Raw genomic sequence first — 1,824 nt, 5'->3', positions numbered from 1 at the left:
TGCTTCCGTCCGCCGTCCACACCGGACAGCCGCTCCCGGCTGCGCCTCACGGTCAGCGCCGGGGTGGACCGGGCCGGCTTCGACCGGGCCCTGGACGTGATCGTGGAGTGTGCGCCATGAGCCTCGGCGACGCCTGGACCGGGCCGGTGCTGGTGACCGGCACCGACACCGAGATCGGCAAGACGGTGGTGACCGCCGCCGTCGCCGCCGCCGCGCAGGCCGCCGGGCTGCGGGTCGCCGTGGTCAAGCCCGGCCAGACCGGTACGGCCACCGGCGAGCCCGGCGACGTCGACTCGGTGACCCGGCTGGCCGCCCCGCTCACCGGCCGGACGCTCGCCAGCTACCCCGATCCGCTCGCGCCGCTGGCCGCGGCCCGGGTGGCGGACCTGCCGCCGCTGGAGCTGTACAACGCGGTCGACGCGATCCGCGAGGAGGCCGACAAGCACGACCTGGTGCTGATCGAGGGCGCGGGCGGGCTGCTCGTACCGATGGGACTGCGCCCGTCCGGCGAGCCGTGGACGGTGGCCGACCTGGCGGTGTCGCTCGGCGCGCCCGCGGTGGTCGTGGCACGGGCCGGGCTCGGCACGCTCAACCACACCGCGCTGACGCTGGAGGCGCTGGAGCGGCGGGCCGTACCGGCCGGCGTGGTGATCGGCGCCTGGCCGGCCGAACCGGAGCTGGTGCACTGGCTCAACCTGTCCGAGCTGGTGCCGAACCTGCTCGGCGCGGTGCCCGCCGGCGCGGGCGGCATGGACCCCGGCGTGTTCCGCAGGTCCGCGCCCGGCTGGCTCACCCCCGCCCTGTACGGCGTGCTGGACGACTGGCGGGCCTGGGCCGAGGAGACCTGACTTTCGTCGGTGCCCGGACCGGCCGGGCGTGGGTAGCGTGACCGCCGTGGAACCCCGCGAACGACAACGCCGGGCCGGTGACCTGCTGCTCTGGGCCGTGCTCGCGGCGCCCGTGGCGTACGGCCGCCTCACCCCGCCGTGGCACGCGGACGAACTGCCGCCGCTGGCCGCCGCGCTGGCGCTGCTCGGCACGGCGGTGTGGATCGGCCGCCGCTGGCCGCTGGTCGCGGTGCTCGCGGTGGTGGCCGGCTCGCTCGTCGACGGCAACGTGGTGTTCGCCATCCCGGTCTTCGGCTACCTGGCCGGGCGACGCAGCGACCGGGCCGCACCGGCCGCCGCCGTCTTCGCCGCCATCGCGGTCACCGGTTCCGTGCTCAACCTCGGGCTGCTCGGCACCGAGCCCTCCACCTGGTTCCTGCTCTCCTCGGTGCTGCTGTTCGCCGGTGTGTTCCCCTGGCTGCTGGGCCGGCTGCGGCGGCAGCACCGCGCGCTCGCCGACGCCGGGCTGCGCCACACGCAGGCCGAGCGCCGGGCCGAGGTCGAGCGGGTACGCCTGCGGGAGCGGGCCCGCATCGCCCAGGACATGCACGACTCGCTCGGTCACGACCTGAGCCTCATCGCGCTGCGGGCGGGCGCGCTGGAACTGGCGCCGGACCTGTCCCCGGCGCACCGGGCGGCGGCCGGCGAGCTGCGCGCCAGCGTCGCCGCCGCCACCGAACGGCTGCACGACGTGATCGGCGTGCTGCGCGAGGAACTTTTCGCTGCGGCCGCCGGGGGAGACGGTCACCGACGTGGTCGACGGCGCGCGCGGCGCCGGGATGACAGTCGACCTGCGCGCCGACGACGCGGACCTGCCGCCGCTGGCGGCGCACGCGGCGCAGCGGGTGGTCCGGGAGGCGCTCACCTTCTCCGTTCGCTACGCCCCTGGCGCCCCGGTCACCGTCGACGTGGCCCGTACGGCCGACGCGGTGACTGT

General features: G+C 76.6%; 2 protein-coding genes and 1 pseudogene. All 3 read left to right on the top strand.

The window, feature by feature from the left end:
* Positions 1 to 120, top strand: a pseudogene (locus MCBG_RS32495) (8-amino-7-oxononanoate synthase); the annotation flags it as partial.
* Complete coding sequence (bioD, locus tag MCBG_RS11715; RefSeq protein WP_043325586.1) at positions 117 to 848, top strand: dethiobiotin synthase; 732 nt, start codon at positions 117 to 119, stop codon at positions 846 to 848. The pseudogene MCBG_RS32495 and the gene bioD, both read left to right, overlap by 4 nt.
* A gap of 46 nt (positions 849 to 894) precedes the next feature.
* Positions 895 to 1,824: histidine kinase (locus tag MCBG_RS11710; RefSeq protein ID WP_223201190.1), on the top strand; the 930-nt coding region annotated here is incomplete at its 3' end.

The sequence above is a fragment of the Micromonospora sp. M42 genome (assembly GCF_000568915.1).
GTDB lineage: Bacteria > Actinomycetota > Actinomycetes > Mycobacteriales > Micromonosporaceae > Micromonospora > Micromonospora chalcea.
This window is presented reverse-complemented; position numbering and strand designations above follow the sequence as displayed.

What these genes read in the sequence shown, in the direction of transcription:
- bioD (WP_043325586.1), top strand. Translation starts at nt 117, where the DNA reads ATGAGCCTCGGCGACGCCTGGACCGGGCCGGTGCTGGTGACCGGCACC.